6 protein-coding genes are annotated in these 5,609 nt (G+C 56.5%); all 6 read right to left on the bottom strand.

The window, feature by feature from the left end; all coding sequences use genetic code 11:
* Positions 1-163: 163 nt before the first annotated feature.
* Complete coding sequence (locus QOL67_RS21805) at positions 164-1,180, bottom strand: major capsid protein (RefSeq protein WP_283428103.1); 1,017 nt, start codon at positions 1,178-1,180, stop codon at positions 164-166.
* 13 nt (positions 1,181-1,193) lie between these two features.
* Entirely contained in the window at positions 1,194-1,556 is a 363-nt protein-coding gene (locus QOL67_RS21800) for a head decoration protein (RefSeq protein ID WP_283428102.1), read from the bottom strand.
* 3 nt (positions 1,557-1,559) lie between these two features.
* Positions 1,560-2,669, bottom strand: a complete 1,110-nt coding sequence (locus tag QOL67_RS21795; RefSeq protein ID WP_283428101.1) for a DUF2213 domain-containing protein — start codon at positions 2,667-2,669, stop codon at positions 1,560-1,562.
* A 3-nt stretch (positions 2,670-2,672) separates the two neighbouring features.
* Entirely contained in the window at positions 2,673-3,989 is a 1,317-nt protein-coding gene (locus tag QOL67_RS21790; protein WP_283428100.1) for a DUF1073 domain-containing protein, read from the bottom strand.
* Positions 3,989-5,401, bottom strand: a complete 1,413-nt coding sequence (locus QOL67_RS21785; RefSeq protein WP_283428099.1) for a PBSX family phage terminase large subunit — start codon at positions 5,399-5,401, stop codon at positions 3,989-3,991. The genes QOL67_RS21790 and QOL67_RS21785 overlap by 1 nt, the downstream gene beginning before the upstream one ends.
* Positions 5,382-5,609, bottom strand: a 228-nt coding sequence (locus QOL67_RS21780) for a terminase small subunit (RefSeq protein ID WP_283428098.1), incomplete at its 5' end; no start/stop codon positions are given. The genes QOL67_RS21780 and QOL67_RS21785, both read right to left, overlap by 20 nt.

Here is a 5,609-nt window from a genome sequence, read left to right as displayed (position 1 = left end):
GTTCCTCTGACAGCTTTAGGGTGCGGGTTTGGCCTGGCTTCACGATCTCAAGCCCACCATAGACTTTGAAGGCTTTTCCGCGGTGCGCGCCATTCTCGATTGTGTATTCCATAGGTTCTCTCCTTGGCAGGCGGGAGGCGAAAGCTGCCGCCTCCCGATCAAATCAAGTCAGGGTGGCTTTGCGCAGAACGCGTGGTTGCTGGCAGATGTAGAGCGGGTAGCTGTAGATCTCGCCCTTGCTCCACATGTTCCGGTCACGATCTGACACGTTCATCATGTAGACGTCGCGACCTGGCGTGTTGATGAAGCCCATGGTTTCCAGTGGCGCCATGGCCTTCTTGAACACATCGCGCGCACCGACGGGGAAGAACTTCGCTTCATCCGTTGGAATGGCAACAGTCGATCCATCATCGGTGCCACGGTAGTTGTGCCAGGTGATGCCGCCGTAGTGGAACGCGCCGAAAGCCTTGTTCTCCTTCAAGTCCGCGGCGGCTGACCAGTTCAAGTAGGCCTTTTCGACATTCGGGTGTTTAATCAGAGCATCGTAGAAGTCATCCCCTACAAGGGCGTGCACGGAAGTGCTGCTGGTAAAAGCCCCGCGGGAAGTACGCGCCATTGACCGCGTCAACTGGTGGCAGAGGCCGCGGATATCAGTTGTGCCCACGTCCAGTTCAAAGGAAATGGCGGCTTCTTCGTTCTCACCAAATTCCGAGAAGAAATCGTAGATCACGGTCGTGCCGTCAGCATCAAGCAACTTACCTTGCAAGGCGCCCAATCGGTGGTGCTCATGTGTAAGTTCCAGATCCTCGCGGATGCGCTTGGAGCGACGCGCATACTCGGCTTGAACCGCAGCAAGTTCGGTCTCCGAGCCAAACCCGCGAATGCCATCCAGCTCGTGTGCGTAGAGCGTGAACTGCTTTGCAAGGCGCGTGGTCTTCAGAGAAACCGCATCACGGTCATCGCTTTCCAAAACCTCAGGCGCCGAGCCGTCCGCTGAGGTCGGAATCAGCGTCAGCTTGCCGTCACGACGATCCACGAAGATGTTGCGGGTCCGAACCGGCATCGGCTCAAAAAGACCCAAGCTGCCAAGCAGAGACGGCTTAAAATCCATCTTTTCGATCATGCCTGTCAGGGAGGTGGTCGAAAAAGCGGAATTGTTGAAAATGTCCATTGTCGCCATTGGTCAAACCTCCTTAGCGAACGACGATGCCGAGCGCTTCCAGCGCAGCGTTCGTCGCAGTTTCCTGAGCGGCGTTTGCACCGGCCGCATATGTGAGTTCGGATTGCTGAACTTCGGCATCCCGTCTGATGACAGTGCGACTTGCCTCTTCGGCACCGATACCGATCAGCAAGATACCGGCTTCGCTTTCAGAGCCATCTGAGGCCCCGGCATCATGCCGCACAAACTTGCCAGATGAGGTGACCTTGCCGAGAACCGTGCCGGTCTCCAATGCACCGCTTGTGGCGTCCACAATCTCTTCATCGCGGGACCGGTGGTCGTTGGCCTCCGAAATCAGAAAGGCCGCGTTCAAACGCCCTTGGGTGAGAATAGCCATGGGTCAGGCCTCCTTTTTCATATCGACGCCAGCGGAGTCGAAAACAGCTTTGCCCCACGCATCAGCGTTGTCGCCGTCACGGGGTTTGATGATGGTGTTCAGGGGATCGTCGGAGGCGCCAGAAATGTCCGCCAGAGCATCAAATCGGGCTTCGATGTAGGCCTCAGACTTATCTGCTACGGCTGCGTCGCCAAGTTTGGTGGTGACAACCGCCTTCCGGATCTCGGCATCAAAGACGCCTTCTGTCTTCACTTCCGGGTCGATCTTGCGAGCGGCGTCAACCAAGGCAGCTCGGACTTCGACACGGGTATCAAGATCCGCATCAGACAGCTGCTCGTTCTTGAGCTTCTCGATTTCAGCGTCTTTGCCGGCGATCTCTTTGTCTTTGTCCGCGAGCTCCGCGGCATGGTCGGCCTTTGCGTCGTCCAGAGCTTTGCTGTTGGTGGCCAGTTGGCCGCTCAACTTCTCAATGGCTTGCGCGCCCGCGTCGGTCGTCTCGACCTGCAAGCCATCCACCAAGATTTTGCGCAGTGACATAGGTGTTTCCTTTCGTTCTGCATCGGTGAGAGGGCTTGCGCCCCATTTGTCCGCACCATCGCCGATGCGGCATTCGCTCCCCGCACGGCCTTTGGGCACAATTGCGAGGTGATTGATCCGGATATCGCGCTGGATTGCGTCGTAGGCTTCGCCATCGGGTGTGACGCCGTCTGCCATCTCAAGACGGCAGGTGTAGCCGGCTGAGAGTTCCCGAGTGCCGCTCTCCACGGCCCTCACCGCTTCCGCGTCTTTGACAATCAGTGGCAGCTTGATCTTGTTGCCGTCCCAGGTGGCTTCCGTGGAGACTTCGCCTTTGGCCAGATCCTTCCAGTTGTCTGCCGTTACGCTCTCAGGGTGGCCAAGAGTGACAGGGGCGTGACTGAAGGTGCGCAAGCTCTCAGGTGCTCGCACTTCGTCTTCAGGGCGCCAGACACGTACGGTCTCACGATCTGCGAGCCCCACTTCGGCCCCGGTGTAAAGCTGGATGCCCGACCGAACCGCGAAGGCTTCGGCCACGAAGTATCCTTCCGCAGTTTTGCGGGTGCCCGCCAATGTGGCGGTGTCGGTGAATTTCATGGATTAGGCCTCCGTGACGCCCGATTGCAGATCTTCTTCGTCGTCCGCGTAGTATTCGCCCACTTGCGCTTCCAGCCCCGGTGCAACACCCGTTTCAGTAAGCGCTCCAACAAGCGAAGCTCCCACGGCTTCCGGCGGCAACAGGTCCATTTCAACTACCTTTTTGAAGGCGCTGCTGATCTTGTCTCCCACCTCAGCACGGTCCTTCTCACTCAGCTGCTTGAGCGGCACCCAGTTGTAGAAAACATCAGCAGGACGACTTCCAAGGGAACTGTGAATGATCACCTCATCCAACACGGACATTGCATCGCCAACGTCCATTTCTTGAATGGTTTGAATGCTGTCGTAGTAATTGTTCAAGTCACCGTCGCCGGTCGCATTCATACCGTCAGGGGATTGACCAAACAAACGGGTTACCGGGATATCGGCCGCGCCACTCACCACGGTAAAGAATTTCGCCATAATGTCAGGCAGCTGCGCAAAGCTGGCGCTCTTCTGCCCAACCGTTTCGGCTGCATCATGCACCAGAGTGCCGTTGATGCTTTTGGCTTTCTCCGCCAGCGACAGGCGCTCGAGCACCATGGCTTCCGTTTTCGGGTTGCTCATCATTCTGGACAGATCAGGAATCCCGATGGTGTCTACTTTCGCCTCAAACACCAAAGACGCGATATTGGCGACCGTGCTGTCAGCCTGCTTAGTTGCATGCAGGACCGTTTGAAGAACGCTGTCGCCCCAGGGATCGATCTCTGTGGACCCCCCACTGATCTTTTCCGCACCGGTGAAGATCGCCAAGCGGCTTGGGTGGATTTCGTAGGTCACACCCTCGCCCGTCGTAAGAGAGTAGCTTTGGGAAAGACCAAAGGTTTCTGAGGCGATGACAAAGTCCTGCTGTCCGGGCGTGAGATCGAACTTGCTTAGAACCGTGAGGTATTTCAGCCCGTCTTTGGCCACGCGCGTCGGGTTGAGAGGTTTGGACAAATCCTTGTCCCCTGTTCCAATCAGAATGGCGGCCCCACCTTCAAGGCGAGCCATTTTCATGGCTTTGCGCACCTTCTTTCGAAGCCTTAAGCGCTTTTCGGTTGCCTCCAATTTGTTAACCACATCGGCCTTTGCTTGCCATGTGCGCCACTTTCGCGTCGCGTCGTCCGCTGGGATATTGATCACCTTCCGCGGCAACCAGGAAGACCGGTATGCAGCATGCAGCTGAACCTGCGAGAGCTGAACAAACTGATATTCGCTGTGGCTGGCCTTGTCGCGGTCGGTGCCAAGGTTGGCCACCAAGTTGCGAATACCATCTTTGATTTGAAGGATAGCGCCCATTACAGAAGGCTCCCTAGATCGTAAGTGCTGGCGTCACGTGGTCCGTTCGCCATGATGAATGCGTCGGCCTTGTTCGGAGAGGCGATGTCGCGCTTGGCGAGGTCTTTTTTGCTCTCGACTTTCGACTTCCCGCGCGTGTCCACGTCTTTGCGCGGTGTCGATAGTTCATCGATCAGGTCTTCCAGGTGGTCACAGTCACTAGAAATCGCGATGAGCTCTTCCTCGGGGAAAGTCATTTGCCGCTCCACCGCGTTGAAGGTGTTGCGGAACCGTGTTGCCACTTCCCACCAGGCCTGAGCTTTCAGGTTGCAGTAGAAATCTTCATTCAGTGGCGAATTGTCATCGTTGGCGTCTATCCGTTGGCCCTTGTTCAACACCTCCCCTGAAGCGTTGAACTTTCGGTATTCGATGCTTGTTCCCTCAGATTGGTTCAGAGCCTGGAAGTGCCCTCCGGCAAAAGCCCCTACCCCAATGCTGTCGTAGTCAATCTCTGCACTCACCTGCCGTGCTCTGGCATGGACGCGGGTTGCGGACTTAAGCAATTGATCTTCGCCGGCCGCCCATTCCTCGACGCCCACTGTCAGGATACCGTAGGCCTCAACCAATGCGTTCTTGTCTTCTCCGCTGTCGGCTACGTCAAAGCCAATCCTGCGCCGCCCAGTCGGCTTGATACCCAGTTTCTTGTGCGCGTCGATGGCAGCCCGGATCCAGCTGCGCTTGATGATGACCTGATCATCGTCCTCAATTGGCTCGCCGCCATAAATATTCACGAACCCTTCGGGGTCCGTTTGCTTCTTCTTGGCGATCACGCGAAGCATGGTCTGGGTCAGGAACGGGTTTTCGTCGTAGTTGATACGGCGCTTGATCGTGTCTCCTACAACGCCGTAGATCTCTCCCTTGATCCGCGTTGAAGGCGTTCCGGTGACAAAGGTCCGGTACACGAAGTCCGTAACCAGCTTCGGGTTGAAGATGATCCAGAACTGACTTGCTTCTCCGCGGAGCGTTGGCTCCAAAATCTCCCACTGCTCTTTAGTGAGGCCATGGGCTTCCTCAATCCAGCAGACGTCTATCCCCTCAAGGGACTTGATCTCATCGATGTGGCGCCAGAGCCCGTAGAACAGGAATTCTGATCCGGTCCGCTTATGTCGGATGCTGTCCCGCGTGATCTCGAAGTCATCTTCCAGACCGAAGCGGGCAATCTGAATTTTGAGTAGTGTGTAAACTGACTCTGCGATCTTGTTCTGAAACTGGCGAGCGCACAGGAACCTCACCTTGAAGTTCGATGCCAGGAAGACAGCGAAACCTGCAGCGTCCCAAGACTTGGAAGAGGATCTTCCTCCGTAAAGAACCCTATTCCGCGCCGGAGTTATCCAAAACTCGCGTAGCGCTGGGTTAAGCGTCGGTTGCGTCACCAGCCGGAGCGTAGAAGTCAGACAGGGTTCGAACGCTCAGTTCCCCACCTATTTCTTTCTTATCGGCGAGGCCCAAATCACGCGCGATGATGTTGGGGTTCAGCAACTCCGCAGCCGCGCCCTCAAACTTCTGCTGTCGGATGATCTGCTCCACACGCGTCATGACCGACGACAAATCTTTGCGGGATTTCCGCCACTCCCTCCAAGT

Origin of the sequence: Shimia sagamensis, from assembly GCF_900182745.1 — a bacterium.
Lineage (GTDB): Bacteria > Pseudomonadota > Alphaproteobacteria > Rhodobacterales > Rhodobacteraceae > Shimia > Shimia sagamensis.
Note: the sequence above shows the minus strand (reverse complement) of the source record. Positions and strands in the feature narration are given on the sequence as shown.

Coding starts and splice junctions, on each gene's coding strand:
- QOL67_RS21805 (WP_283428103.1), bottom strand. CDS start 1,180: ATGGCGACAATGGACATTTTCAACAATTCCGCTTTTTCGACCACCTCC.
- QOL67_RS21795 (WP_283428101.1), bottom strand. CDS start 2,669: ATGAAATTCACCGACACCGCCACATTGGCGGGCACCCGCAAAACTGCG.
- QOL67_RS21800 (WP_283428102.1), bottom strand. CDS start 1,556: ATGGCTATTCTCACCCAAGGGCGTTTGAACGCGGCCTTTCTGATTTCG.
- QOL67_RS21790 (WP_283428100.1), bottom strand. CDS start 3,989: ATGGGCGCTATCCTTCAAATCAAAGATGGTATTCGCAACTTGGTGGCC.